We start from the raw sequence: 23,461 nt of genomic DNA, 5'->3' as shown, positions 1-23,461 counted from the left end.
CGAAGGAGGAACCCGCGATGGCGGATCATTCAACAAACTCCGCGCAGACTGCCGAAGCCGACAAGGGCTATTGGCAGGCCAACCTGCGCCTCATCTACATCAGCCTCGCGATTTGGGCGCTGGTGTCGTTTGGATTCGGCATTCTGCTGCGTCCGCTGCTGTCCGGCATCGCCGTTGGCGGTACAGATCTGGGCTTTTGGTTCGCTCAGCAAGGATCGATCCTGGTCTTTCTGGTGCTGATCTTCAACTACGCCTGGCGCATGAACAAGCTCGACGCTGAGCACGGCGTGGACGAGGAGTAATCGGCATGGATCAGTTTACCATCAACCTGCTGTTTGTGGGCGCGTCTTTTGCGCTTTACATCGGCATCGCGATCTGGGCCCGTGCGGGTTCCACATCGGAATTCTATGCCGCCGGTCGCGGCGTTCACCCGGTCACCAACGGTATGGCGACAGCGGCGGACTGGATGTCTGCGGCCTCGTTCATCTCGATGGCGGGCCTGATTGCCTTTACCGGCTACGACAACTCGACCTTCCTGATGGGTTGGACCGGTGGCTACGTGCTGCTGGCCCTGCTGCTTGCGCCCTACCTGCGTAAGTTCGGCAAGTTCACCGTGTCGGAATTCATCGGCGATCGTTTCTACAGCCAGACCGCACGTATCGTGGCGGTTATCTGTCTGATCGTTGCGTCGGTGACCTACGTGATCGGTCAGATGACCGGTGTTGGCGTGGCCTTTGGCCGCTTCCTCGAAGTGTCCAACACTACAGGTCTGCTGATCGGCGCCGGCGTTGTGTTTGCCTACGCAGTGTTTGGTGGGATGAAGGGCGTGACCTACACTCAGGTCGCTCAGTACTGCGTGCTGATCACCGCTTATACCATCCCGGCCATCTTTATCTCGCTGCAGCTGACCGGCACGCCTGTTCCGGCGCTGGGTCTGTTTGGTGACACCGCCAGCGGTGAACCCCTGCTGACCAAGCTGGACGCCATCGTGACCGAGCTGGGCTTCAACGACTACACGGCCCACCACTCGAACACGCTGAACATGGTGCTGTTCACCTTGTCGCTGATGATCGGTACAGCTGGTCTGCCGCACGTCATCATGCGCTTCTTCACCGTTCCCAAAGTGTCTGACGCACGTTGGTCGGCAGGCTGGGCGCTGGTCTTCATCGCTCTGCTGTACCTGACGGCTCCTGCTGTTGGTGCAATGGCGCGCCTGAACATCACCGACATGATGTGGCCCAATGGTGGCATCGAAGGTGGCGCTGTTTCGGTTGAGGAAATCGACAATGATCCGCGTTACGACTGGATGGCCACTTGGCAGAAAACCGGTCTGCTGGATTGGGAAGACAAGAACGGCGACGGCAAGATCCAGTACTACAACGACAAATCCGAGGCGATGACTGCAATCGCCGAAGAAAAAGGCTGGGTCGGTAACGAGCTGACCAAGTTCAACCGCGACATCCTGGTTCTGGCCAATCCTGAGATTGCCAACTTGCCAGGTTGGGTGATTGGTCTGGTCGCTGCTGGTGGTCTTGCGGCTGCTCTGTCAACCGCTGCGGGCCTGCTGCTGGCGATCTCGTCGGCTGTGTCCCATGACCTTGTCAAAGGTGCAATCAACCCGTCGATCTCTGAAAAGGGTGAACTTCTGGCGGCACGGATTGCAATGGCTGTAGCCATCGTTGTTGCAACCTACCTGGGTCTCAACCCTCCGGGCTTTGCGGCACAAACCGTGGCCTTGGCCTTTGGTCTGGCGGCTGCCTCGATCTTCCCGGCGCTGATGATGGGGATCTTCTCGACCCGCATCAACAACACCGGCGCGGTTGCAGGTATGCTGGCTGGTCTGACCGTAACCCTGGTCTACATCTTCCTGCATAAGGGCTGGCTGTTCATTCCGGGCACCAACTCGTTCACCGATGCTGATCCGCTTCTGGGTCCGATCAAGTCGACCTCGTTCGGCGCCATCGGTGCGATGATCAACTTCGGCGTCGCCTACGTCGTTGCCGGTATGACCAAAGAGACTCCGCAGGAGATCAAAGATATGGTCGAAAGCATTCGCATTCCCCGTGGTGCGGGCGCAGCTCAGGATCACTGAGTGTGATGCGGTCGGCGGCTCTTGTCTTCGATCGCATCTTTCGACTTACTGTTCCCGCCCGGCACACCACCGGGCGGGATTTTTTATTCGGAACTCCGGAGAGCGTAAATGCCCCTGTCCCATGACGAAATCACCCGGTTTCTGAAGTCTGTACACCCCTATGACTCGTTGCCCCATGATGCTTTGGACGATCTGGCCAAGCAGATCGAAGTGCGCGAATTCGATGCCGATGGCTGCATTTACCAGTTGGGCAACGCTCTGCCCGGCGTCTTTGTGATCTATGAAGGACAGGTAGAAATTACCGATGAGAACGGCGCTGTCGTTTCGCATCTGGGATTGCGCAATTCTTTTGGTGAGCGCGGATTGCTGAAGGACGGCAAAGCCGCCACACATGCGCGCGCGCACACGCCGTCAGTGTTGATCGTGTTGCCGCCAGACCTTGTGAAAAACCTGATCGAAGGTCACGATGTGGTGTCCAAGTTCTTTAACCGTTCACGCGGTGGGCGGAGCGGACCGCAAAGCCTGGCTACCAGTGCAATTGATGTGCTGATGGCTCGTGACCCTGCCACCTGCCCGCCCGATACTCCGGTTCAAAACGCCGCGCAGATCATGCGCGACCGCCATATCTCATCGCTTTGCGTGACCGAAGGGGACAGATTGTTGGGTATCGCAACCCTCCGCGATATTTCCGGCAAATACGTCGCCGAGGCGATGCCCGCTGACACCGCGGTTTCGGCGATCATGACCGCCGATCCAATCATTCTTGCCCCGACAGATATCGGCTCGGACGTATTACACGTGATGATGGAACGTGGCATCGGTCATATTCCAATTTCCGAGGCCGGTAAGCTGGTCGGAATCGTAACCCAAACCGATCTCACCCGCTATCAGGCGGTCAATTCTGCCGAGTTGGTAGGACGAATTGCCCGCGCCGACAGCCCGCAAGAGATGGCTCAAGTCACCGCTGAGATACCACAACTGCTGGTCCAACTCGTCGCGGGTGGCAACCGGCACGAGATCGTTACACGGCTGATCACCGACATCGCAGACACTGCGACGCGGCGGTTGCTGGCACTGGCTGAGGCTGAACTGGGTGCGCCGCCAGTGCCCTACTTGTGGCTTGCTTGCGGCTCGCAAGGACGGCAGGAACAGACCGGAGTTTCTGATCAGGACAATTGCCTGATGCTTGATGACAGTGTGGCAGACGGTGATATGGCCTACTTCGCTGCTCTGGCCAAATTCGTCTCAGACGGGCTGGATACCTGCGGTTATTTCTATTGCCCCGGTGACATGATGGCGACCAACCCTCGCTGGTGCCAGCCCGTGCGTGTCTGGCGCGAGTATTTCAATGGCTGGATCGCCAAACCCAACCCTGAGGCGCAAATGCTGGCCTCGGTGATGTTTGACCTGCGGCCCATCGGAGGGTCCTTCGATCTGTTCACCGACCTGCAGGCCGATACACTGGCGGCAGCCAATGCGAATTCGATCTTTGTCGCGCATATGATTTCGAACTCACTGAAACACACGCCTCCTCTGGGCCTGCTGCGTGGATTCGCCACCATACGTTCGGGTGAGCATCGCAATACGCTCGACCTCAAGCATAATGGCGTGGTGCCTGTCGTGGATCTGGCACGCATCTACAGCCTGCAGGGACAATTAACCGAAGCGAACACCCGCGCCCGTCTTAGCGCCGCCGAGGCTGCGGGTGTGCTCAGCGCGTCTGGCGCACGCGATTTACTGGACGCATATGACCTGATCGCTGAGACCCGATTGGAACATCAAGTGCGTCTGGTCAAATCCGGGGGTGCACCGGACAATTACCTGCCACCCACTGAATTGTCGGACTTTGAGCGAAGTCATCTCCGCGATGCCTTTGTCGTGGTAAAAACCATGCAATCAGCGGTTGGCCATGGCAAAGGAATGCTGGGTTAAGAAACTGGAAATGAACGGAGAAATCACATGTTTCTGGAACTGATCGGCACGATTTTTGCAGGCTTTGCCTTTGCGGGTGTCGTGATGGTGGTGAACAAGCTGACCGGGGGCCGCTTGCCCAAATGGGCCGCGCCGGTTGCGGCAGGTGCGGGGATGATCGGTATGACGATTACCAGCGAGTATTCTTGGTATGACCGTACGCGCGACCAACTGCCCGACAGCCTCACCATCGTGCAGGAGGTGGAAAGCCGCGCCTTTTATCGCCCTTGGACGTACGCCGTGCCCTTTGTCGATCGCTTTGCTGCGATCGACGCCACATCGGTACGCACCAATGCCAATTTGCCGGACGAGCGTCTGGTCGATCTTTACTTTTTTGGTCGCTGGGCACCGGTCTCGAAGATGCCGGTCGCTGTAAACTGCGCCGAAAACAGCCGCGCCAACCTGGCAGACGGGGCCGAATTCGCCGATGACGGACGTTTGCTGAACGCCAGCTGGATCAAGATCGACGCTGAAGATCCGGTAATCGAGGCAACCTGCGGGGTCTGACTATGTTGAACCATCTGAGCCTGCGCCTGAGGGTGTTCCTGTTCTTCCTATTACTTGCGGCAGGAGGGCTGATCATCAGCACCCTGGCTTTGTGGGTCGGTTATCAGAGGGCAAGTGATCCCGCCCTTATGGATGCGTTCATCTTCGCAGAGATACTGATCGCTTTTGGAATGTTGGCGCTAGTTGCCGGAGTCTGGCTTCTTTTTGATGATAACGTTGCAAAACCGATCGAGCGGCTCTCGGCCCAACTCCGGGCGCGCGCACACGCCGGGGTCAGCACGGATCTGGACCTTCAGGCGGCGCGCTATTTGGGCGATCTGGCCCCCGCCGCCGCTGGACTGGCCGAACAACTGGCTGCCAACGCCATGACCACGGCTGAGGCCGTGGCCGCGGAAACGGCCCATCTGGCCTCGGAAAAACAACGTCTAACGGCGCTGCTGACCGAGATTCCGGTTGCAATGCTTTTGGCCGGACCGAAGCATCAGATCGTTCTATATGACGCGCAGGCGGCTGAGGTGTTGGCACAGATCGCACATCCTCGGCTAAACGCCTCGCTTTTTGACTACCTCGAAGCGACGGGCCTGACGGATTCTTATGCGAAGCTGGTCAAGACCGGGAAAGACGTCCATTGCACGCTGACCAGTGTTGATGGGCGGCAATCCTATTCGGCCCGTATGAAACCCTTGGGCGATGCCCCTGGTTACATGCTGGTTTTCGATGACAGTGCTGCGCAGATCGACCCCGACGCGGCCCGCCCGCTGGTTTACGATTTCGAACTTCTCGACACACCCGGTGATGACGCGTTTGAAGATAGACCTCTTTTGGACCTCTGCTTCGTGGTCTTTGACACCGAAACCACGGGCCTGCTCCCGCATAAGGATGAGATCGTACAGATCGGTGCGGTGCGCGTCGTAAAGGGTAAGATCGTCGAAGGCGAACGGCTTGATACCCTGGTCGACCCCGGCATCCCGATCCCCCCAGCTTCAACCAAAGTGCATAAGGTCAGCGACCGGATGGTTCAGGGTGCGCCTGATATTGCCGAGGCCGGTCGCAGCTTTCACCAATTTGCCCGGGATGCCGTCATTGTTGCCCATAACGCACCATTCGACATGGCTTTCCTGCGCCGCCATGCCGAGCGTATGGGGGTGGAATGGAGCCACCCCATTCTGGATACGGTCCTGCTGTCGGCGGTGCTGTTCGGGGCAAGCGAAACGCATACGCTGGACGCTGTCTGCGAACGGCTTGGCATAACAATTCCCGAAGCCCTGCGTCACACGGCCTTGGGTGATGCCGTCGCGACCGCCGAAGTGCTGGTTCGGATGCTACCGATGCTTACGGCCCGTAATTTGGTGACCTTTGGCGACGTCATCGCCGAGACTCGCAAACACGGACGGTTGCTTGAAGACCTGAACTGACCAGAAATTCCTAAAATCACCGCAGCTTTCCGTGGACAATCCCGGCGTCGCGTGGCACCTGAGACAGGCCCATGTACGAGCGCGCGATGACGGAAAAAACTTTCATTCCCAGCCCCGAGCAAAGCCTTGCCTTTCGCGAGGCCCTGGGCTGTTTCGGCACCGGCGTCACCGTTGTGACCACAAATACCTCCGAGGGCCCCGCAGCAATAACGGTGAACTCATTTGCGTCTGTATCGCTGGACCCGCCGCTGGTCCTGTGGTGTCTTGATCGGGATTCGAACCGGTACGACGCGTTCCACAACTGCGAACATTACGCGATCCACGTAATGGCGCAGGACCAGCACGACCAAGCATTGCAATTCGCGCGAAACGGGTTCGATTTTTCCCATGCGGATTGGCAGGAGGATGACGCCGGACGCCCCCGACTTGCGGAATGCCTCGCCCGCTTCGATTGCCGCCTGTCGGCCCGTCATGAGGCAGGTGACCACCTGATCCTTGTTGGTCATGTTGAACAGGTCATGCATCGCCCAGGTCAAGGGCTGATCTTCAAGCGCGGACAATTCGGCGGCTTCGCCGATCTGATCTAATCGTCCAGCGAGCCGTGGACGGCCAACGCTTCAAGTTGCGTCTCTTGCGGGGCGATCACGCGGAATGCCTCGTGCACCCCTGCCCCCGTCAGCTCTCGGGCGACGGTCAGCAATGTGTTCGGGGCATGATCTTCGCACAGCTCGGACATATGTGAGACTTCGGCCTGCGCCACTTCTAACGCGGCTTCAACCGAAGGCGCGCCGTAGAATTGCACGAAATGCTCGGCCAGATATTGCGTGATCTGGTCAATCTCGGCCTGCTCGACTTGTGTGACGGCAACAAATGTAACGCGCCCGAAGGTTTCAAGCCCCAGCCATCCATTGGCAAAGGCCTGACGCGCCTTGCCTTCCAGATCAGCCTCACTCCAGTTCGAAAACTCGAATCCGCCCGAGATGCACCATTCACCGGTTCTTGCGGGTGAATGAAACACGTTCATATCGCTTTCATCAAAATGGATAGCACGGGCGAGTTTCATCTGGCGGTCTCCAATAATTCTGTCAGCGGGCGTAAATGTGTGTCCGCGCCGTCGCGGATCAGCATACCGAAGCGCTCGTCCGTGCCCAGAAAGACACCCCCTTCTCCAATAGGTTCTCCGACACCGCGCAGCAGCCCCATCCACTCTGCGTGAAGCGGCGCGTTACCGTCCTCGCTCCAGCGGTTCAACCAGGTCAACATGTGACGCGACCAGCTCTCGACCAACTGCGTCGCAGAAACCTCGGCGCATCCTTCATCATAGAGCGAGGTAACATCCGGTGTTTCCCCCGGTGCATCGCTGGTTTGAAGCAAGGCCAGTTCCCAACCAACGATCAGCCAATCGGGAACCTCATCCACCTCGGCAGACGAGGCTGAGACTTTTATTGTCCCACATTTTGCACCGTTTACACAGATCAGCCCATCCCAACCCAAGTGCACCGCGACCTCGGGCGGGGCCAGCGCTCCCAGCGCATTCTGGAACCCGACAGCACAAAGCGGCAGCATCGCCATAGCATCCTGCAACGGAACCTCGGGCGCGAATACAATCGCAACGCGCAGACGATCCGCCTGAATATTGTGGACCACAGTTCCCGCGTCACAGCCCAGCGCTGCCATCGCCTGGGCACGCTCGAACGGGTCTTCGCCAGCCTTGGCAGGTTGCCCTTTGAGCAATGGGGGAAAGACCGGCTGGGTCACGCGTTGCCCTTGGCAATCATGTCGCGGGCGATCTTGCGGAAGGCTTCGGCTTGCGGGCTGTCAGGTTTGCTGACAACGATGGGGGCACCCCCGTCGGCGGCAACTCGGATATCCAGATGCAACGGAATTTCCCCTAGCAATGGCACGCCCAGCGCCTCGGCTTCTGAGGCAACACCGCCATGGCCAAAGACATGTTCTTCGTGTCCGCAATTCGAGCAAATATGCGTCGACATATTTTCGATCATCCCAACAATGGGCGTCTTGAGCTGGTTGAACATATCGATCCCCTTGCGGGCGTCGATCAAAGCAACATCCTGTGGGGTTGAGACGACAATGGCTCCATCCACCTGAAACTTCTGGCTCAGCGTCAGTTGCACATCGCCGGTTCCGGGGGGCAGATCAACGATCAACACATCCAATGCGCCCCATTGCACCTGACTCATCATCTGCTGCAAGGCGCCCATCAGCATGGGGCCGCGCCAGACAACCGCCTGCCCTTCGTTGGTCATTAACCCCATCGACATCATGGTGACACCGTGATTGCGCAGCGGCAGGATCGTCTTGCCATCTGGGCTGGCCGGTCGCCCCGACACACCCAGCATCCGGGGTTGTGAAGGGCCATATACGTCTGCGTCCAACAGGCCTACGCGACGGCCTTCAGCAGCCAGCGCGCAGGCGAGGTTAGCCGACACGGTGGACTTGCCCACGCCACCCTTGCCCGACGCAACCGCGATGATCCGGTCCACACCGGGAACGGCCTGCGGTCCGGTTTGTGAGGGCTTGGGCTTGGGCTTCAAATCAGGCGGCGCCTTGTCCGAATGCGCGGTCAACATTGCCGAGACCTTGGAAACACCATCAACCATCTGCGCCGCCTGTTCGGCTGTGGCGCGTACGGGCTCCATCTTCTCGGCCTGTTTGGGATCGATCTCCAGCACAAACCGAACGGTATCACCTTCAACATTCAATGCACGCACGATACCCGCGCTCACAATATCCTGACCAGAAACAGGATCGGTAATCTTCTTTAAGTTCGCTAGAACTGCATCACGGATGCTCATGCCGTCTTCCCCTTGATCCGCCCCGCGCTGGGCGCCTTGCGTATCGACAGAATATAGTCGCCGCTCATTGCATGTGTCTCCGTCTCATTTTGTACATTTGACGCATCGGGTCAGCCACCGTTAGGCTTAACCATGCGCTTTGTCCTGTTGTGCCTGAGCCTGACGCTCACCGCCACCCCCTCTTGGTCGCAAGAGGCATTGGGCCTTGCCGCCCCGGATGAGGTGACAAACTCAGGTCTTTTGCAACATATTCTTCCGCGCTTTTCTCTCAAGACCGGAATACGTGTTGTTGCGGATGAAAGCGGCGTCATGTCACTGGCCCCGAGTTCGCCCGGCGATCCGGTCTTTGCCCGTGACGGGGTGGTCTATCATCTACGAATCGACGACAGCGCCAAGCAGGTAAGGTTTCGTGAATGGCTACTTTCCGACATTGGCAGACGGACGGTTGAAAACTTCATCCCCGACGAGGGCACGCCCTTTAGCGCAAGTTTCGAAACTGCCACTGTTACCAAAGAGGTCGTGGTCGACGGAAACGCGCTGCTTGGCGAAGATCTGTCGATGACCCATTGTGGCCGGTGCCACGTAATTGGCCCAAAGAATCGGATGAACGGGCTGGGTTCGACCCCGTCTTTCGCAGTGCTGCGCGCAATGCCCGACTGGTCGGAACGGTTTCAGGCGTTCTTTGCCCTGAACCCACACCCAGCTTTCACGCAGATCGAGGGCATCACCGAACCTTTCCCGCCCGAGCGCCCCTCGCCGATCCATCCGGTCGAGATGAGCCTGGATGACCTCGAAGCAATTCTGGCTTTCGTGACCGCCATGCGCGCCGCCGATCTGGGCGCGCCACTGCAACTTCAGTGATCCTTGCGCTTTGAAAGGTAATCATCCGTTGTGACAACCCGTGGTCTGGGGGCGGATTGAAACGGATTGTCAGCGCTATGGAACTGGGCGTTCACCCGGCAATTGTCGCACATCTGGATCATCCGCGCCTGATCCGAGGTCGCGAACATCGGATGTGTGCCCGACAACTTTTCCATGATCCGCTCAACCGTTGATTTAACGCCAAACGCTGCGCCGCATTCGACGCATTCAAAGGGTTCCTCTTCATTCACCACCTGTTGTGACAGCGCTTGGTCGCTCAGATCAAGCTGGGGCACTAGTGTGATCGCCTGTTCTGGGCAGATCGTTCGGCAAATCCCGCATTGCAGGCAGGCGTCCTGCTGGAAATTCAACTGCGGCTTGTCCGGGTTATCGATCAGCGCCCCCGATGGGCAAAGGGACACGCAACTCAGGCACAGTGTACAGGTGTCGGTATTCACCGCAATCGCGCCATAAGGCGCGCCCTCGGGCAGGGCCAGCGGCACCTCGACCTCCGGGTTCAAAGCTTGCGCCGCCAGACGCGCTATTTGACGACGATTACCCAGTGGAAGCACCGGATCGGCCAATGGCTGCGGAACATTCTGCGCATAAAGCAGATCTGCCAGCGCATCCGGGTCGGTTTCATCAATCAGACTCAGTGCGTCTTGCACTGCGATAGCCCGAGCCAGCTCTAATTCACGATCAAGCGCGTCCCGTTCGGTCTTAGGGCTAATCAGGATATCGGCGCGCGCAAAGCCATGCGCCAGCGCTGCGAGCATCTCGGCATGTCCAAAGCCCGAAACCACGTTCAGCTCCAGCGGAATGACATCCGCTGGCAGTCCTCGTCCAAACCGGGCCGCCATCCGGATCATCTGCGCCCCATGGGCATCGTGCACTAGTAATCGCGGTGCAACGCCGCCCGCGCGCCGGAAGGTCCGGGCCAGTATGTGCATCCGCGACAATACCGCCGAGACCGGAGGATCTTCATATGTGATAGCAGTCGACGGGCACAACGCCGAACACGCACCGCACCCGGCGCAAATCATCGGATCAATGGCTACATGATCGCCAGCCGGTGTGATCGCACCGGTCGGGCAGACGTCCAGACAGTTTGAACACCCCGTTTGTTCCGCTCGCGAATGGGCGCAAAGCGTCTCATCCAATCGGACATAGAGCGGTTTTTCAAAGGTCCCGACCAGTTGCACCGCTTCAAAAGCAAGACGCGCGACGGCCACCGCATCGCGAGGATCAGCGCGCAAGTACCCCTCGCGCTTTTCGGGGGCGTTTACCAAAGGTGTTGCTCCGGTCAGATCAACGACAATGTCGCAACGCGACGTTGCACCGTCACGGGGTGCGCTCCAACCAAATTCTCCGCGTCCACCGGGATCTAGTTGCTGCACCTGATCCAGATGCCAAACAAATCCGCCCAGCGCGCCGGTCAGTCTGCGTATTCGTGCGCGCGCAACGTCATAGTTGCGGCTTAGCGGTTCTGCATCGTCAACCAAAAGCACAGTCACGGCCAACACAGCGGACAGCTGTTCGGCCAACGGAAAGACAACCTCTCCAGGCCCGACAATACAGCAGGTTCCTTCACTGATGACATCGAAACTTGGGGTCACTGGCTGCGGCAGTAATGCCTCAGCCGCGAGCGCAGCCATTTTGGGGGTTGCATCGGTCCCCTGTTCGGACCAGCCAGCTCGGTCGCGCAGATCGACAAATCCGGGCGCTTCAACACCCAGTTCCTCGGCAAGCTCGCTAAAAACTGCACTTTCCTGAGCGCAGGCAAACACCACCTGCTCATCGCCCGTCATCAACTCGGCGGCAGTTTGAATCTGGCGCGTACAAAGGGCGGTATGCACCTTCGAGCACTCCGTATCGCAGGCTGCAGAAATACCATCTGCGTTCAGGGACTGCGTCCCCTCGCAATCACACAATATGAGCTTGCTGGCCATTTCCCCTCCCGACGCTGCGTTCTGCCCCATCAGCAGCTTAGACCCAATCCGCGCCGAGGCAATGCGAAGCATCAGAGAAAATCCCGATATGTGCATTATTTTTCATCACAAATCGCCATCAAAACCTGAAGTTGGGAATAAACTCTAAGTGAATGTCTCATATTAGGCGAAACTAGACTTGGCAGGTCGCCAATTTATGTAACATAGTACATCAATGGAAGGCAGGGGAGAGCCTTCCGGGGAGGAGCCAGTGGCCAAGGCCGCAAGCCGGACTGAAATGACAATTGGCGTCGTCGTGCGCAGAACACCCGGGGTGACACGCTGGGCGCGTTGGAACTGGCGCGCGGTTGCTGTTTTGCCAGGTGCAAAGCCTGCCGACTGGCAAGAGTTGCGACGTGAAGGTGAGGCCATCGAATACCATGCAGCCTCCCTGCCCCTCACCCTCTGGGCCGATGAAACCGAAGCCTACATGGTCAACCTGTCGGACGGTCAACCTTCGCTGTACCTGGTTTTGCGGGATGAGCTGAAAGGCGAAACACCCCTGAATGCCGTATTGATCACCGCCTCACCGTTCGAGGGGCAGGATTATGCGGATACCGGCGAAGAGATCGTTGAGAAGATTCCGATGACCGAAGGGTTGATTGCATGGCTCCGCGATTTCACCCTGCAGCATCATCAGGACGAGGTGTTCATAAAACGTAAACGGGACAAGAAACGCACCGATCTGGTGGAAGACGGCAAGGGCGATGCACGAATCCGGCAGGATTCAGATGTCTACCGGGCTCCGCGTCGGGTGCTGCAATGACCCAGGCCCGCGATTTCTGGTCCCGCCGCAAGGCCGCCGTTCAGGCCGAGACCGAAGAAGAAGCTCTGGCCGCAGAGGAACAGATCATCACAACGCGGCAAGCTGAGCTGGAGGAAAAAAGCGACGCTGAAATTCTGGTCGAGTTTGATCTGCCCGATCCCGATACACTGGAAGCCGGCGATGATGTCTCGGGCTTCATGGCCAAAGCTGTACCTGACCGTCTGCGCCGCCGCGCCTTGCGGCGCCTATGGCGGTTAAATCCTGTTCTGGCCAATGTCGACGGGCTGGTCGATTACGGCGAGGATTATACCGATGCGGCTTGCGTGATTGAGAACATCCAGACCGCGTATCAGGTTGGCAAGGGTATGTTGGCGCATGTCGAAGCGCTCGCTGCCGAGGCAGAAATGTCCGAAGCAGAAACAGAAGCTGACATGCCCGAGGCGATCGAGTCAGGTGAAGAACCGATCAACGCCGTCGAACCAGAACCGGAAGCCCCACAGATGGTTGAAATGGAAGAGCCAGAGGAAATCGAACTCACCCCTGCTCCACGCCGTATGAAATTCGAATTCGAAGGATAACTCTATGACCGCAGACAACGCGCAAACATTGGATATCTCAACTGAGGATCGTCTGCGTGCGGATTTCTATAATTTTCTTGGCCTGCTATTGGCCGGTCCACCCGATCAGTTGCTTTTGGATCAGATGGCCGGGCTAAGCGGTGATGACTCGGATCTAGGTCAGGCCATTCAGGCAATGGCACGGGTGGCCAAGGTGACCAAGCCTGCCGCCGCAGAGCGCGAATTCAACGCACTTTTCATCGGATTGGGCCGAGGCGAACTGCTGCCTTATGCCTCTTTCTACCTGACGGGATTTCTGAACGAAAAACCCCTGGCGCAGCTGCGCAATGACATGGCCGCGCGGGGCATCACCCGGGCGCAGAATGTATATGAACCCGAAGACAACATCGCCTCGCTAATGGAAATGATGGCGGGCATGATCGTCGGTCGGTTCGGCGCGCCCGCCACGCTGGAAGATCAAAAGGCGTTCTGGAGCAAACATATCGGGCCATGGGCCGCGCATTTCTATTCGGATTTGGAAGGTGCCGAGAACTCGGTTCTCTACGCCTCGGTCGGCACGGCTGGTCGGGTGTTCATGGAGATCGAACGTGAAGCCTTTCGAATGACGGCGGCCTAGCCCGCCACTCGCCGGTGCCTTTAGGCACCAAACCGCAATTGGGACAGGAGGAGCCCATGAGCAAGACCAAGGAAGAAGGCGCAACCCGCCGCGACTTCCTGAAACTGGCCGGAACCGCAGCGCCCGCTGCTGTAGCCGCCGCCAGCCTGTCTGGGAAAGCCGAAGCAGCCGAACTGCCGACGGACGAAACCCGGATGCAGGACACCGCGCACACGCGCGCATACCTCGACAGCGCCCGGTTCTGACCCGGACGTAGTCATACCCGACTGACGGTTGCGATTGGCCCTGAAGTCGGTTTCGCGAAGTACCAAGCCAGCCATGGGTTACATGGCCAGCAAGGGAGGAAAGAAATGCTTAGGAAAAAGACCAACGGGGTTGCGAGACGCCCCCAGCGGACAAGTATCCTGTCCCAGGTCGGCGAGAAAACCGTCGATCGCCGCGCATTCTTGCGTGGCTCGGGCCTGACGATCGGCGGCCTTGCCGCGATCAGCGCCACGGGTGGAACCGTGACACCCGCCAGTGCCCAGACAGCGGCAAACACCGCCGTTGAGAATATCAAATCCGTATGCACTCACTGCTCGGTCGGCTGCACGGTCGTTGCCGAGGTACAGAACGGAGTCTGGATCGGGCAAGAACCCGGCTGGGACAGCCCATTCAATCTGGGTGCACACTGCGCCAAGGGGGCCTCGGTCCGCGAGCACGCCCATGGCGAGCGCCGCCTGAAATATCCGATGAAAAAGGAAGGTGGCGAGTGGAAGCGCATCAGCTGGGAAGAGGCGATCAACGAGATCGGCGATGGCATGATGAGCATCCGCGAAGAATCCGGGCCGGACAGCGTGTACTGGCTGGGGTCTGCGAAGCACAATAACGAACAGGCCTATCTGTTCCGCAAGTTCGCCGCCTATTGGGGCACGAACAACGTGGACCATCAGGCGCGTATCTGCCACTCGACCACTGTCGCGGGTGTTGCGAATACATGGGGCTACGGCGCCATGACCAATTCGTACAACGACATGCACAACAGCCGGGCCATCTTCATCATCGGTGGTAACCCGGCCGAGGCGCACCCCGTCTCGCTGCTGCATATCCTGCGTGCGAAAGAGCAGAACAATGCGCCTTTAATCGTCTGTGACCCGCGCTTTACGCGCACCGCGGCCCATGCGGATGAATATGTCCGCTTCCGCCCCGGTACCGACGTCGCTCTGATCTGGGGTATCCTGTGGCACATCTTCGACAACGGCTGGGAGGACAAAGAGTTTATCCGCACCCGTGTCTGGGGGATGGACCAAATCCGTGAAGAGGTTGCCAAGTGGAACCCGGATGAGGTTGAACGTGTCACCGGCACGCCCGGCTCGCAGCTGCGCCGCGTCGCAAGGACCATGGTGAACAACCGCCCCGGTACCGTTGTATGGTGCATGGGTGGTACGCAGCACACCAACGGCAACAACAACACTCGCGCCTACTGCGTGCTTCAGCTTGCGCTTGGCAACATGGGCACCTCGGGTGGTGGCACCAACATCTTCCGCGGCCATGACAACGTGCAAGGCGCGACGGACCTTGGTGTTCTGTCCCACACCCTGCCCGGCTACTATGGCTTATCCAAAGGCGCATGGGGTCACTGGGCACGAGTCTGGGGTGAAGAGCCCGAGTGGCTTGCAGGCCAGTTCGCCACGATCAAGGATAAGGAGGGCAAGGATAAACCGCTGCAGAATGAGCGCGGCATCCCGGTCTCCCGCTGGATCGACGGTGTTCTCGAAGACCCAGCTAACATGGATCAGGACAACAATGTCCGCGCCATGGTTCTGTGGGGCCACGCGCCCAACTCGCAGACCCGGATGACGGAAATGAAGACGGCGATGGAGAAGCTGGACATGCTGGTCGTGATCGACCCGTATCCCACCGTCTCGGCCGTGCTGCATGACCGCACCGATGGCGTCTATCTGCTGCCCGCCTGTACGCAGTTCGAAACCCGCGGCTCGGTCACGGCCTCGAACCGATCGCTGCAGTGGCGGGACCGCGTGGTCGAACCTCTGTTCGAAAGCCTGCCGGACGAGGTCATCATGGCCAAGTTCGCCAACAAGTTCGGCTGGGCGGATCGGTTCTTCCGCAATATCGAGATGGAAGATCCCGAAACCCCGAATGTTGAAAGCATCACGCGTGAGTTCAACTCGGGCCTCTGGACCATCGGCTATACCGGTCAGTCGCCGGAACGTCTGAAAAGCCATATGGCCAACCAGCACACGTTCGACAGAACCACGCTGCAAGCCATCGGTGGACCAAACGACGGCGAATATTACGGTCTGCCCTGGCCCTGCTGGGGAACGGCTGAGATGGGTCATACTGGGACACCAAACCTGTATGATATGTCCAAACCGGTGGCCGAAGGTGGCCTGACCTTCCGCGCCCGTTTCGGAGTGGAACGTGACGGCGACAACCTGCTGGCCGAAGGGGTCTATAGCGTTGGTTCGGAAATTCAGGATGGTTATCCGGAATTCACGATGCAGATGCTGATGGACCTTGGCTGGGACGGTGACCTGACGGCTGAGGAACGTGCGGCCATCGACGCCGTAGCGGGACCAGAGACCAACTGGAAAACCGACCTTAGCGGCGGTATCCAGCGGGTCGCGATTGCCCATGGCTGTGCGCCCTTCGGGAACGCAAAGGCACGCGCGGTCGTATGGACCTTCCCGGATCCGATCCCACTGCACCGCGAGCCGCTTTACACGAACCGGCGCGATCTGGTGGAGGACTATCCAACCTACGATGACCGTCAGGCCTATCGTCTACCTACCCTTTATGCGTCGATTCAAAAGAACGACTTTTCTAAGGATTACCCGATAATCCTCACGTCTGGTCGTCTGGTCGAATATGAAGGTGGCGGCGATGAGACGCGGTCGAACCCGTGGCTGGCCGAGCTGCAGCAGGACATGTTCGTCGAGATCAATCCGCGCGATGCCAATAACCTTGGTATTCGTGACGGATCGCAGGTCTGGGTCGAAGGTCCGGAAGGCGGCAAGGTCAAGGTGATGGCGATGCTGACCAACAGGGTCGGTGCCGGTGTCGCCTTCATGCCCTTCCACTTTGGCGGCCATTTCCAGGGCGAAGACCAGCGGCACAAGTATCCTGCTGGTGCAGACCCCTATGTGCTGGGTGAAAGTACCAACACCGCCCAGACCTATGGCTATGATTCAGTGACCCAGATGCAAGAGACCAAAGCGACTCTCTGCAAAATCTGGTCAGCGTAAGGAGGACGATAATGGCTAGAGCAAAGTTTCTCTGCGACGCTGAACGCTGCATCGAGTGTAACGCCTGCGTAACCGCGTGTAAGAACGAGCACGAGGTGCCGTGGGGCATCAACCGCCGCAGGGTGGTGACGATCAATGACGGCAATCCGGGTGAACGCTCGATCTCGGTGGCCTGTATGCATTGTTCGGATGCGCCCTGCATGGCGGTGTGCCCGGTCGACTGCTTCTATCAGAACGAAGAAGGGGTCGTCCTGCACTCCAAGGACCTGTGCATTGGCTGCGGCTATTGCTTCTATGCGTGCCCCTTCGGCGCGCCGCAATACCCGCAGGCGGGCAACTTCGGATCGCGAGGCAAGATGGACAAATGTACCTTCTGTGCTGGCGGCCCCGAGGAAACGCACTCGACCGCAGAGTTCGCCAAATACGGTCGCAACCGGATCGCAGAGGGCAAATTGCCCATCTGCGCCGAGATGTGTTCTACCAAGGCCCTGCTCGCCGGCGATGGCGACGTGGTCTCGGCTATTTACCGTGAGCGTGTCGTCGCGCGCGGATTTGGTTCGGGCGCTTGGGGTTGGGGCACGGCCTACGATCAGAAAGACGGCTGACCCCGTCTACCAAAGCAAAACGGATGACCCGCAGATGTGGGTCATCCTGCATTGGATTTTTATTGAGGTTCCGATGTTGCGCTTATTCATCGCTTTCCTGCTTTCGCTAACGCTGACCCAAGTTGCGGGCGCTCAAACCAGTGAGGGGGCCGCCCCTGCGGATTCGACCGACCGGTCTACAACCGGCGGCGCGACCACGCTTGAGGACATTCTGGCCCGCCAGCGTGGCGAGAAGGTCGACAACAGCTACAGGTCTGAAAACACCGGTCAGGGCAATGTTGAAGGCCTGCTGGGACAGTTCGGCACCCGTGGTGTTGCCTCTGACAGTGACGTCTACCGCGCGCTGCGTTACGGATCTGCGGACGTCACCGTTTCATCCCAGGGACCTGCGGACAGCGTGCTGATTCAAGACGGCGGCATGTGGTGGTTGAACTTCCGAACTGGCCTGTTGCGTGAATATGGAACCTACATTCTGGGCGGAATGCTTGCGATCATTGTGCTTTTCTTTCTGATCCGAGGAAAAATCCGCATCGACGGAGAAAAAACCGGCCGCACGGTCCTTCGTTTCAACAGTTTCGAACGTTTCGGTCACTGGCTCTTTGCCGGGTCGTTCCTTGTGCTCGGCATCACAGGCCTGCTGACCCTTTATGGCCGCGATTTCTTGATCCCGGTCTTTGGCAAAGAAGGGTTCGCCACTATCGCGCAAGGGTGCAAGTGGCTTCACAACAACCTCGCATGGGCCTTCATGCTGGGACTGATAATCATCACCATAAATTGGATTGCCCATAACATCCCCAACAAGACCGACCTGAAATGGTTGGCCGCCGGAGGGGGCTTGTTCACCAAAGACAGCCATCCACCAGCCAAGAAATTCAATGCGGGTCAAAAGATAATCTTCTGGGCTTGCATTCTACTGGGTGTCTCTATCAGCCTGTCAGGCCTGTCGCTGCTATTCCCGTTCGAGCTGCCGATGTTCGCCAAAACCTTCTCAATCGCCAACTCGACAGGTATTCCGCAGGCGTTGGGTCTGAACCTGCCAGTGCAGATGTCACCGCAGGAAGAGATGCAATATGCCCAAGTCTGGCATGTCATGGTCGCCTACGTGTTCATCGCCATCATCATCGCCCATATCTACCTTGGCTCGGTTGGCATGGAGGGTGCGTTTGACGCCATGGGCACCGGTGAAGTCGAAGAACAATGGGCACGCGAGCACCACTCGCTGTGGCTGGAAGAGGTGCAAGAAAAAGAGGCGGGCAAGGCAGCGGCCTCACCTGCAGAATAGATGCGCTGGCTCGCTCTTGCGCTTGTTTTGACCCCCCTGCCCGCCTGGTCCGAGTTTTTCACGCTCAAAGGCCATGGCGGGCCGATCATGGGGATCGCTTCGGCACCGGATGGGCGTATCGCAACGGCCAGTTTCGACAATTCGGTCGGTCTCTGGACCGGACAGACACCGGAATGGCTGGAGGGGCACGAAGCGGCAGTGAACTCGGTCGTTTTCAATGGCACTGCAATCTATTCTGCCGGGGATGACTTCACCCTCCGCCGCTGGCCCGGCGGCGATGTAGTCGGGCAGCACAAAGGCAAGATTATCGGCATTGCAGCGTCGAAAACTCATATCGCGACGGCCAGCTGGGATGGCACCATCGGCCTGTGGCCGGTGGACGGGTCCGAGCCGACCCTGCTTGGGCCAATCGGCAGCGGGGTGAATGCAGTTGTTTTTACGCCGGACGGAAAGCAGCTTTATTCGGCAGGTGTCGACGGAGCGTTGCGTATCTGGGATGTCGCCAGCGGTCAGGAAACAAATCGCCTGATCGAGCATGGTTTTGGCATCAATGAATTGGTCCTGAACGCACAAGACAACTGGATCGCCTACGGTACCGTCGATGGAGTGACACGCATCCTGAGCCTCACCACCGAAGAAGAACATGACTTTACGTTGGATCGGCGCCCGATCCTCGCCATGGCATTGAGCCCCGATCGCAAGCTGTTGGCTGTCGGCGATGGTGAGGGCTTTATAATGGTCATCGACACGGCTGAATGGCGCATTGCACAAGATTTCCGTGCCACCTTGCGCGGTCCGGTTTGGGCGCTCGCTTTTTCTGCCGATGGTCAAAATCTTCACGCAGGCGGCATTGATGAGGCAATGTACAGCTGGCCCGTTTCAGCACTGGGCGATCGCGAACAGATGGCCGCTGCCGAACCCAGCTTTCTGAAAGACCCAAGCGAGATGGGCAACGGAGAACGGCAATTTGCGCGCAAATGTTCGATCTGTCACAGCCTGACGCCGGATGGGGGTCGACGTGCAGGCCCTACCTTGCACGACATCTTTGGGCGGAAGGCGGGCACATTGCCCGATTATTTGTACTCGGATACGCTGCAAGACTCTGATATTATTTGGAATGAAGAGACAATAAATGCTCTTTTCGACGAAGGCCCGGACCACTACATTCCGGGGTCAAAGATGCCAATGCAGCGGATCACGCAAGCACAGGACCGGTTAGATCTGGTCGCGTTCCTGCGCAGCGCCACCGCACCGCAGGATTGAGCCGGAGGAGAACATGAAAGCCTTTCTGACCGCCGTCGCCGCGATGGTCGTGATCACTGTCGCCGCTCCTTACACGCTGGATCAATTCGGTTTCAGCGCCGCCGACAAGACGTCCGGTTCGGCTGTACGCCTCGACTGAATGCCGCAATACCTGACCACCCGCGAATTGGCGGATCTGCTGCGCATTGGTGAGCGGAAGGCCTATGATCTGGCATCCTCGGGCGAAATCCCCTGTGTACGCGCCATGGGCAAGCTGTTGTTCCCAAAAGCCGAGATCATAGCGTGGCTCAACGCCTCACGCTCTGGCCCCGATGTCGTCGAACCACCCCTGCCGCCGATCGTGGCAGGTAGCCACGATCCCCTGCTGGACTGGGCTTTGCGGGAAAGCGGCTCTGGGCTTGCGACTTACTATGATGGGTCTTTCGACGGGCTGAATCGTCTTGCGGAGCGCAGCGCACAGGCGGCGGCCTTGCATATCCACGAACCGGAAGGCTTCAACACTCAGACCCTGCGCGACACGATGGGCGAGGCACCTGTGATCCTCTACCAGATTGCCAACCGGCAGCGCGGCCTGTTGCTGGCACCCGGCACTTCGGACATCTCGGGGTTTCAGGATCTGAAAGGCAGACGGATCATTCTGCGGCAAGACAGCGCCGCCAGCCAGCGTCTGTTCGATGCACTGCTCGACGCCCACGGTCTGGGTCGTGATGATCTGAACACCCTGCCCGTTTGCGCCCGCACCGAAGAAGAGCTGGCCACCGCCCTGCGTGACGGCAAGGCAGAGGTTGGTTTTGGCCTCGGTGCATTGGCGCGCCCGTACGGGCTGAGTTTCGTGCCCACCCATTCCGAGCGTCTGGACCTTGCAATCTGGCGCCGCGCCTTCTTCGAGGCCCCCATGCAGACGCTGACCCGGTTTTTGAAATCCGAGCGTTTTACCGAACGCGCTGATGAACTAGGCGGCTATGATCTCGCAAATCTGGGTCGGATCCACCACAACGGCGCCAGTGGCTGATCCGTCGTCCATTCCTTGTTGCGCCAACCCGAGGCGAACTTACTGTGCGTTTGGAAAAAACAACTGCTCACCATCCAGCGTGTAAGACGCAATCGCCGCCTGTCCATCAGGGCCGATAAGCCAGTCGATAAACCTTTGCCCGGCAGCGGCGCGAACGCCGGAGTGCTTTTCAGGGTTCACGAGGATTACACCATATTGGTTAAACAGGCGCGGATCGCCCTCGACCAAGACCTCCAGATTGCCCCGGTTTCCGAAAGACAACCAAGTCGCCCGGTCGGTCAGAGCATACGCGTCCATGCCGCTGGCCACGTTCAGCGTTGCCCCCATCCCCGATCCGGTCTCGCGATACCAAGTCCCCGAGGCCTCCGTCGGGTCAATGCCGGTCGCCTCCCAATAGCGCATCTCGGCTTTGTGAGTGCCGCTATCATCACCGCGCGAGGCAAACGGCAGTTTCGCTTCGGCCAAAGCGGTCAAAGCGGTTACAATGTCGTTGCCACCGGCAATTTCGGCTGGATCAGATTTCGGGCCAACCAATACAAAATCATTGTACATGACATCGAACCGTTCGATGCCCCAACCGTCTGCCACAAACTGCTCTTCGGCGGGCTTGGAATGAACCAGAAGAACATCGCCATCCCCGTTGATTGCGTTCCTGATTGCCTGACCGGTCCCGACGGCTACAACGCGTACATCGATACCTGTTTCAGCCTCGAACCCCGGCAGGATATAGTCCAGCAGACCCGAATTCTGCGTCGAGGTCGTTGATTGCACAACGATAAAGGGTTCTTCGGCCAAACCTGCGCCTGCGGTCAGCCCAAGCGCGACAATTGATGCCCGAACGAAATCAGGGATCATTCGAAGTCTCCATCTCTGTTAATCAGGTTACCAGACCGCCAGCCAGATACCGGCGCGACTCGTTGCTTTTGGGGGCTTCCAGAACCTGCTGCGCCCTTCCGTGTTCCACCACACGCCCTGCCTGCATCATCACGATGTCAGATGCCAGGCGCCGCGCCTGCCCGATGTCATGCGTCACCATCACGATGCGCACACCCCGGGCCGAGGCGCGCAAGACCATCCGTTCGATCATCTGCATAGCACTTGGATCCAATGCGCTGGTGGGTTCGTCCAGGAACAAGGTCTTGGGGTCTAAGGCCAACGCGCGCAGGATCGCCAACCTTTGCGCCTCGCCACCAGACAGCGAGCGCGCGGATTGACGTGCTTTACCATCCAGTCCTCCTTCGGCCAGCAAAGCTTCGATACGATGCCCGCGCAAGGCACGGGGCATCGATTTCCGCTTTAGCACAAAGTCCAGATTGGCCGCGACCGAGCGGCGCAGCAACACGGGGCTTTGAAACACCATCGCCTGCCGCGCTTTGTGGGCTGCATTCAACACAACACCGTCCTGACAGACACGCCCGCTGTCGGGTTGAATCAGACCATGCAGACAACGCAGCAACAGACTTTTGCCAGCGCCGTTTGGACCCAAGATCATGGTCGGACCCGCGCCATCCAGGCACAAATGCGGGACATCGAGCAGCACCTTGCCTTCGCGTGCAATGTGCAACCCTTGGACCTCTAACATGCCTGGCACCTCGGTCACGACATCACGCATGGCGCAGCCCTTCCCGCTCGGCCCGCAGGGTCAATGCGCTGACCATCGCGTTTACCGCCACGGCCAAACCGATCAGGATCACACCCAAGGCCAGCGCCAGCGCCAAGTTCCCCTTCGAAGTCTCAAGCGCAATCGTGGTCGTCATCACGCGCGTCACGTGATTGATATTGCCGCCTACGATGATCACTGCGCCTACCTCGGCGATTGCCCGGCCAAACCCGGCCAGTAATGCGGTGACCAGAGCCAGACGCGCGTCCCACAACAGCACCGGGATCGAAGCCAACCGCGATACGCCGAGCGAGCGAAGCTGTTCAGAATACTCTTCGGCCAGCATCTCGACTACCTGCCGGGTAAGTGCGGCCATGATCGGCGTCACCAGCACCACCTGCGCTATGACCATTGCGGTGGGAGTGTAGAGAAGTTCCAGCACCCCCAGAGGACCGGATCGGGATAACATCAGGTAGGCCAGCAAACCGACGACAACTGGTGGGAACCCCATCAGAGCGTTCACAAGGATAATCAGCGCCCGCCGTCCCGGAAACCGCGCAACGGCCAAAGCTGCCCCAATAGGCATCCCGATGACCGCCGAAATCAGAACAGCAAAGATCGAAACACGCAGCGACAACAACACAATTGCCCACAGCTCTGCATCCCCTTCGAGGATCAGCGAGAGCGCCTGAGTGAATTCTGATGCAAATCCCTGCATTTCCTACCATTCATGCCGTATGCTGTGACAAAATGCTATAAATTACAGGGAAATACTAAAGGTTCTGGCCAGCAAGTACAGGCACAAATTCGACATTCAAAACTAAGAACGCGGCCCCGTCAGGGC

General features: G+C 58.6%; 24 protein-coding genes. 17 read left to right on the top strand and 7 right to left on the bottom strand.

Annotated features, from left to right (window positions below):
- Positions 1-17 precede the first annotated feature (17 nt).
- The 6 genes from ACR0JG_RS09505 to ACR0JG_RS09480 all read left to right on the top strand — a co-directional run bounded on the left by ACR0JG_RS09505 (position 18) and on the right by ACR0JG_RS09480 (position 6,572).
- Complete coding sequence (locus tag ACR0JG_RS09505) at positions 18-302, top strand: DUF4212 domain-containing protein (RefSeq protein WP_010439512.1); 285 nt, start codon at positions 18-20, stop codon at positions 300-302.
- A 5-nt stretch (positions 303-307) separates the two neighbouring features.
- Positions 308-2,092, top strand: coding sequence for a sodium:solute symporter family protein (locus ACR0JG_RS09500; protein ID WP_170393349.1), 1,785 nt, complete (start codon positions 308-310; stop codon positions 2,090-2,092).
- A gap of 108 nt (positions 2,093-2,200) precedes the next feature.
- Complete coding sequence (locus ACR0JG_RS09495; RefSeq protein ID WP_480569319.1) at positions 2,201-4,024, top strand: DUF294 nucleotidyltransferase-like domain-containing protein; 1,824 nt, start codon at positions 2,201-2,203, stop codon at positions 4,022-4,024.
- Between the two features lie 27 nt (positions 4,025-4,051).
- A complete protein-coding gene (locus ACR0JG_RS09490; protein WP_170393351.1) occupies positions 4,052-4,570 on the top strand; it encodes a hypothetical protein in 519 nt (172 codons plus the stop codon).
- A gap of 2 nt (positions 4,571-4,572) precedes the next feature.
- Positions 4,573-5,985 (top strand): 3'-5' exonuclease, encoded by a 1,413-nt coding sequence (locus ACR0JG_RS09485; protein WP_480569316.1) that lies wholly within the window; start codon positions 4,573-4,575, stop codon positions 5,983-5,985.
- A gap of 86 nt (positions 5,986-6,071) precedes the next feature.
- Positions 6,072-6,572, top strand: coding sequence for a flavin reductase family protein (locus tag ACR0JG_RS09480; RefSeq protein ID WP_170595890.1), 501 nt, complete (start codon positions 6,072-6,074; stop codon positions 6,570-6,572).
- Here the strand turns inward: ACR0JG_RS09480 and ACR0JG_RS09475 are convergent.
- Genes ACR0JG_RS09475 through ACR0JG_RS09465 form a run of 3 tightly spaced genes read right to left on the bottom strand, consistent with a single transcriptional unit; the run spans position 6,569 to position 8,801 of the window.
- Entirely contained in the window at positions 6,569-7,048 is a 480-nt protein-coding gene (locus ACR0JG_RS09475; RefSeq protein WP_480569311.1) for a DUF6505 family protein, read from the bottom strand. The genes ACR0JG_RS09480 and ACR0JG_RS09475 overlap by 4 nt on opposite strands.
- A complete protein-coding gene (locus ACR0JG_RS09470; protein WP_480569308.1) occupies positions 7,045-7,743 on the bottom strand; it encodes a biotin/lipoate--protein ligase family protein in 699 nt (232 codons plus the stop codon). The genes ACR0JG_RS09475 and ACR0JG_RS09470 overlap by 4 nt, the downstream gene beginning before the upstream one ends.
- Entirely contained in the window at positions 7,740-8,801 is a 1,062-nt protein-coding gene (locus tag ACR0JG_RS09465; protein WP_170405176.1) for an Mrp/NBP35 family ATP-binding protein, read from the bottom strand. Before ACR0JG_RS09465 ends, ACR0JG_RS09470 begins: the two co-directional genes overlap by 4 nt.
- Positions 8,802-8,933: 132 nt before the next feature.
- Between ACR0JG_RS09465 and ACR0JG_RS09460 the strand changes: the two genes are divergently transcribed.
- A complete protein-coding gene (locus tag ACR0JG_RS09460) occupies positions 8,934-9,662 on the top strand; it encodes a cytochrome c family protein (RefSeq protein WP_223118175.1) in 729 nt (242 codons plus the stop codon).
- Here ACR0JG_RS09460 and ACR0JG_RS09455 read toward each other — a convergent pair.
- Positions 9,656-11,611: a 4Fe-4S binding protein gene (locus tag ACR0JG_RS09455; RefSeq protein ID WP_480571075.1), complete on the bottom strand. Its 1,956-nt coding sequence runs from the start codon at positions 11,609-11,611 to the stop codon at positions 9,656-9,658. The two genes, ACR0JG_RS09460 and ACR0JG_RS09455, sit on opposite strands and share 7 nt — an antisense overlap.
- 250 nt (positions 11,612-11,861) lie before the next feature.
- Between ACR0JG_RS09455 and ACR0JG_RS09450 the strand changes: the two genes are divergently transcribed.
- From ACR0JG_RS09450 to ACR0JG_RS09405, 10 genes are all read left to right on the top strand, one after another.
- A complete protein-coding gene (locus ACR0JG_RS09450) occupies positions 11,862-12,416 on the top strand; it encodes a DUF3305 domain-containing protein (protein ID WP_480569303.1) in 555 nt (184 codons plus the stop codon).
- The gene (locus ACR0JG_RS09445) at positions 12,413-12,994 is read left to right on the top strand and encodes a DUF3306 domain-containing protein (protein ID WP_480569300.1); all 582 of its coding nucleotides are present in this window, start codon (positions 12,413-12,415) and stop codon (positions 12,992-12,994) included. The genes ACR0JG_RS09450 and ACR0JG_RS09445 overlap by 4 nt, the downstream gene beginning before the upstream one ends.
- A 4-nt stretch (positions 12,995-12,998) precedes the next feature.
- A complete protein-coding gene (locus tag ACR0JG_RS09440; protein ID WP_170393360.1) occupies positions 12,999-13,610 on the top strand; it encodes a molecular chaperone TorD family protein in 612 nt (203 codons plus the stop codon).
- Between the two features lie 56 nt (positions 13,611-13,666).
- On the top strand, positions 13,667-13,855 hold the full coding sequence (locus ACR0JG_RS09435; protein ID WP_170393361.1) for a ubiquinol-cytochrome c reductase iron-sulfur subunit N-terminal domain-containing protein: 189 nt from the start codon (positions 13,667-13,669) through the stop codon (positions 13,853-13,855).
- 105 nt (positions 13,856-13,960) lie between these two features.
- Positions 13,961-16,855, top strand: coding sequence for a formate dehydrogenase subunit alpha (locus tag ACR0JG_RS09430; protein WP_170393362.1), 2,895 nt, complete (start codon positions 13,961-13,963; stop codon positions 16,853-16,855).
- 11 nt (positions 16,856-16,866) lie between these two features.
- Positions 16,867-17,460 carry a formate dehydrogenase FDH3 subunit beta gene (gene fdh3B / locus ACR0JG_RS09425; RefSeq protein ID WP_037307340.1) on the top strand — a complete coding sequence of 198 codons (594 nt, stop codon included), beginning with the start codon at positions 16,867-16,869 and terminating at the stop codon, positions 17,458-17,460.
- 73 nt (positions 17,461-17,533) lie between these two features.
- Positions 17,534-18,742, top strand: coding sequence for a formate dehydrogenase subunit gamma (locus ACR0JG_RS09420; RefSeq protein ID WP_170735239.1), 1,209 nt, complete (start codon positions 17,534-17,536; stop codon positions 18,740-18,742).
- The gene (locus ACR0JG_RS09415) at positions 18,743-20,005 is read left to right on the top strand and encodes a c-type cytochrome (protein WP_480569296.1); all 1,263 of its coding nucleotides are present in this window, start codon (positions 18,743-18,745) and stop codon (positions 20,003-20,005) included. It begins immediately after the preceding gene.
- Between the two features lie 13 nt (positions 20,006-20,018).
- Complete coding sequence (locus ACR0JG_RS09410) at positions 20,019-20,144, top strand: hypothetical protein (RefSeq protein ID WP_255612119.1); 126 nt, start codon at positions 20,019-20,021, stop codon at positions 20,142-20,144.
- The gene (locus tag ACR0JG_RS09405; protein ID WP_480569293.1) at positions 20,145-21,017 is read left to right on the top strand and encodes a substrate-binding domain-containing protein; all 873 of its coding nucleotides are present in this window, start codon (positions 20,145-20,147) and stop codon (positions 21,015-21,017) included. It abuts the gene before it with no gap.
- Between the two features lie 39 nt (positions 21,018-21,056).
- Here the strand turns inward: ACR0JG_RS09405 and ACR0JG_RS09400 are convergent, their stop codons facing one another.
- Genes ACR0JG_RS09400 through ACR0JG_RS09390 form a run of 3 tightly spaced genes read right to left on the bottom strand, consistent with a single transcriptional unit; the run spans position 21,057 to position 23,335 of the window.
- The gene (locus ACR0JG_RS09400) at positions 21,057-21,872 is read right to left on the bottom strand and encodes an ABC transporter substrate-binding protein (RefSeq protein WP_480569290.1); all 816 of its coding nucleotides are present in this window, start codon (positions 21,870-21,872) and stop codon (positions 21,057-21,059) included.
- Positions 21,873-21,894: 22 nt separating this feature from the next.
- On the bottom strand, positions 21,895-22,629 hold the full coding sequence (locus ACR0JG_RS09395; RefSeq protein ID WP_170817653.1) for an ATP-binding cassette domain-containing protein: 735 nt from the start codon (positions 22,627-22,629) through the stop codon (positions 21,895-21,897).
- Positions 22,622-23,335 (bottom strand): ABC transporter permease, encoded by a 714-nt coding sequence (locus tag ACR0JG_RS09390; RefSeq protein ID WP_480569287.1) that lies wholly within the window; start codon positions 23,333-23,335, stop codon positions 22,622-22,624. Before ACR0JG_RS09390 ends, ACR0JG_RS09395 begins: the two co-directional genes overlap by 8 nt.
- Between the last annotated feature and the right edge of the window lie 126 nt (positions 23,336-23,461).

The sequence above is a fragment of the Ruegeria sp. AD5 genome, assembly GCF_056542345.1.
This window is presented reverse-complemented; position numbering and strand designations above follow the sequence as displayed.

What these genes read in the sequence shown, in the direction of transcription:
- ACR0JG_RS09490 (WP_170393351.1), top strand. Translation starts at nt 4,052, where the DNA reads ATGTTTCTGGAACTGATCGGCACGATTTTTGCAGGCTTTGCCTTTGCG.
- ACR0JG_RS09395 (WP_170817653.1), bottom strand. Translation starts at nt 22,629, where the DNA reads ATGCGTGATGTCGTGACCGAGGTGCCAGGCATGTTAGAGGTCCAAGGG.
- ACR0JG_RS09400 (WP_480569290.1), bottom strand. Translation starts at nt 21,872, where the DNA reads ATGATCCCTGATTTCGTTCGGGCATCAATTGTCGCGCTTGGGCTGACC.
- ACR0JG_RS09410 (WP_255612119.1), top strand. Translation starts at nt 20,019, where the DNA reads ATGAAAGCCTTTCTGACCGCCGTCGCCGCGATGGTCGTGATCACTGTC.
- ACR0JG_RS09390 (WP_480569287.1), bottom strand. Translation starts at nt 23,335, where the DNA reads ATGCAGGGATTTGCATCAGAATTCACTCAGGCGCTCTCGCTGATCCTC.
- ACR0JG_RS09475 (WP_480569311.1), bottom strand. Translation starts at nt 7,048, where the DNA reads ATGAAACTCGCCCGTGCTATCCATTTTGATGAAAGCGATATGAACGTG.
- ACR0JG_RS09440 (WP_170393360.1), top strand. Translation starts at nt 12,999, where the DNA reads ATGACCGCAGACAACGCGCAAACATTGGATATCTCAACTGAGGATCGT.
- ACR0JG_RS09420 (WP_170735239.1), top strand. Translation starts at nt 17,534, where the DNA reads ATGTTGCGCTTATTCATCGCTTTCCTGCTTTCGCTAACGCTGACCCAA.
- ACR0JG_RS09500 (WP_170393349.1), top strand. Translation starts at nt 308, where the DNA reads ATGGATCAGTTTACCATCAACCTGCTGTTTGTGGGCGCGTCTTTTGCG.
- ACR0JG_RS09495 (WP_480569319.1), top strand. Translation starts at nt 2,201, where the DNA reads ATGCCCCTGTCCCATGACGAAATCACCCGGTTTCTGAAGTCTGTACAC.
- ACR0JG_RS09435 (WP_170393361.1), top strand. Translation starts at nt 13,667, where the DNA reads ATGAGCAAGACCAAGGAAGAAGGCGCAACCCGCCGCGACTTCCTGAAA.
- fdh3B (WP_037307340.1), top strand. Translation starts at nt 16,867, where the DNA reads ATGGCTAGAGCAAAGTTTCTCTGCGACGCTGAACGCTGCATCGAGTGT.
- ACR0JG_RS09445 (WP_480569300.1), top strand. Translation starts at nt 12,413, where the DNA reads ATGACCCAGGCCCGCGATTTCTGGTCCCGCCGCAAGGCCGCCGTTCAG.
- ACR0JG_RS09480 (WP_170595890.1), top strand. Translation starts at nt 6,072, where the DNA reads ATGACGGAAAAAACTTTCATTCCCAGCCCCGAGCAAAGCCTTGCCTTT.
- ACR0JG_RS09405 (WP_480569293.1), top strand. Translation starts at nt 20,145, where the DNA reads ATGCCGCAATACCTGACCACCCGCGAATTGGCGGATCTGCTGCGCATT.
- ACR0JG_RS09505 (WP_010439512.1), top strand. Translation starts at nt 18, where the DNA reads ATGGCGGATCATTCAACAAACTCCGCGCAGACTGCCGAAGCCGACAAG.
- ACR0JG_RS09460 (WP_223118175.1), top strand. Translation starts at nt 8,934, where the DNA reads ATGCGCTTTGTCCTGTTGTGCCTGAGCCTGACGCTCACCGCCACCCCC.
- ACR0JG_RS09485 (WP_480569316.1), top strand. Translation starts at nt 4,573, where the DNA reads ATGTTGAACCATCTGAGCCTGCGCCTGAGGGTGTTCCTGTTCTTCCTA.
- ACR0JG_RS09465 (WP_170405176.1), bottom strand. Translation starts at nt 8,801, where the DNA reads ATGAGCATCCGTGATGCAGTTCTAGCGAACTTAAAGAAGATTACCGAT.
- ACR0JG_RS09455 (WP_480571075.1), bottom strand. Translation starts at nt 11,611, where the DNA reads ATGGCCAGCAAGCTCATATTGTGTGATTGCGAGGGGACGCAGTCCCTG.
- ACR0JG_RS09430 (WP_170393362.1), top strand. Translation starts at nt 13,961, where the DNA reads ATGCTTAGGAAAAAGACCAACGGGGTTGCGAGACGCCCCCAGCGGACA.
- ACR0JG_RS09415 (WP_480569296.1), top strand. Translation starts at nt 18,743, where the DNA reads ATGCGCTGGCTCGCTCTTGCGCTTGTTTTGACCCCCCTGCCCGCCTGG.